Source organism: Mesorhizobium sp. M7D.F.Ca.US.004.03.1.1 (assembly GCF_003998635.1).
Taxonomy (GTDB): domain Bacteria; phylum Pseudomonadota; class Alphaproteobacteria; order Rhizobiales; family Rhizobiaceae; genus Mesorhizobium; species Mesorhizobium loti.
Genome location: NZ_RZQG01001146.1, coordinates 1 through 1,663, shown reverse-complemented (window position 1 = coordinate 1,663; position 1,663 = coordinate 1). Strand labels below are relative to the sequence as shown.

The window sequence follows — 1,663 nt, the reverse complement described above, 5'->3', positions numbered from 1 at the left end:
GATGTCGTAGGTTCTGCGGCCGAGCAGCAGGGCGAAGGGTTTGGAGAAGAGTTCATCCATTGCCACGCCCGCCACCTCGTCAAAGTAGTGGAAGGTCCAGCCGCCGAACTTAAAGCCGCCGACCGGGTCCTCTTCCGGACCGCCGGGCGCCTGCATGACGCCGTCGAGGCTGACGAATGTCGCAGCGATGATCTTTCTCATTCCAATCTCCCGTTTCTTCAACCCACGCCGTCGTGGCCGGACTTCAACCCAAGGACGGGCGACCGCCTACCGGTCCGACAGGACATGTGAAATTTTGGCAAGCCACCGTCATTTGCGAGGTCCGGTGCGCGGTCTGGCGTCGAGACTTTTCGACGAGAACCAGACATCGCCGAAGATGGCGGTGGCGGTGCGGTCCGGCGCCTTGTCCTGCACCAGCCAGATCGAGCGGCTGCTCGCGGCCTGCTCGCGCGTCGGGATCGTCGCCGCAGGGTCGGCAATCGAGGCGCCGACACAGGGAATGAACCACGATCGCATGAACGGATCGCAGGCGAAGCCGTTTTCGGTGCGGGTCACCATCACCGCCAGCGGGACGCGCTCGGCCGGGCGCCAGGGAAAGATCATGCGGCCGCGTGGCCGCAACGCCTTCAGCCACCCAGCCGGCGGTGCAGCAACGCCCGCATTGACATAGATGATGTCGGATGCCGGCAACGGCGTCGTCACGGCATCGCCATGGACGACCGTTACATTGCCATAGGCTTCGAGATTTTGTCGCGCGAGATCGGCCAGCTTTTCGTCGAGTTCGAAAGCGGTGACGGTGCCGCTGGGCGACACCAGCCTGGCCAGCGCCGCGGTGTAGTAGCCGGTGCCGGCGCCGATATGGCAAACGGCTTCGCCGGGTTTTGGTGCGAGCTTTCCGATCCACATGGCGTGCAGGAACGGCTCGCCATTGTTGATGCCCTTGTCGTCGTCGAGCGCCACCAGCACGTTCTGGTAGATGTGGGCCGGATCGGCGCTCGGCGTCGTGACCTTGCCGTTGCCGGCGATGATCGTCCACGGTCCGGGACCGAGAAACGCTTCGCGCGGCACTTCGGCGAAAACCGTCTCCAGGCGCGGATCGGGCGAGGAGGCGTTGGCGGCCATCAGCCGCGCGTAGAATTTCCTGATGTCTTCGATCCGGGTCATGATGCCGGAGAACATAGCGCGGATTGCCGATTTGTCGCGAGGCTACCCTCTGCGCAGAGGGCAGCCGGCTCTCGGCGAGGCGGCGCTCAGCCGACCCCGAATATGGTATCGTAAAGCAGCTTGAAGTTAAGCACCAGGATGATCGCGGCAACCACCCAGGCAAGGGCTGCGACGCCGCGCGGAATGGCGAGGTTGCCCATCTTCTTCTTGTCTGAGACGAACTGTACCAGTGGGACGACCGCGAAGGGCAACTGCATCGACAGGATCACCTGGCTGAACACCAGCAACTGGCCGGTGCCCTTTTCGCCATAGAGCGCGGTGACGATCACCACCGGGACGATGGCGAGGCCGCGCGTCAGGAGCCGGCGTGCCCAGTTGGGAATGCGCAGGCGCAGGAAGCCTTCCATGATGATCTGGCCGGCAAGCGTTGCGGTCACCGTCGAGTTCAGGCCGGATGCCAGCAGAGCGACGGCGAACAGGATCGATGCGATGCTGAGGC

3 protein-coding genes are annotated in these 1,663 nt (G+C 64.0%); all 3 read right to left on the bottom strand.

The genetic code is table 11. The features are described 5' to 3' along the window. A partial coding sequence (locus tag EN935_RS34920; RefSeq protein WP_164771640.1) for a dihydrofolate reductase family protein occupies positions 1-201 on the bottom strand: 201 nt, incomplete at its 3' end. A gap of 108 nt (positions 202-309) precedes the next feature. Continuing rightward, on the bottom strand, positions 310-1,164 hold the full coding sequence (locus EN935_RS34915; RefSeq protein WP_164757763.1) for a protein-L-isoaspartate O-methyltransferase: 855 nt from the start codon (positions 1,162-1,164) through the stop codon (positions 310-312). A gap of 86 nt (positions 1,165-1,250) precedes the next feature. Further along, positions 1,251-1,663, bottom strand: a 413-nt coding sequence (locus EN935_RS34910) for a divalent metal cation transporter (protein ID WP_206534649.1), incomplete at its 5' end; no start/stop codon positions are given.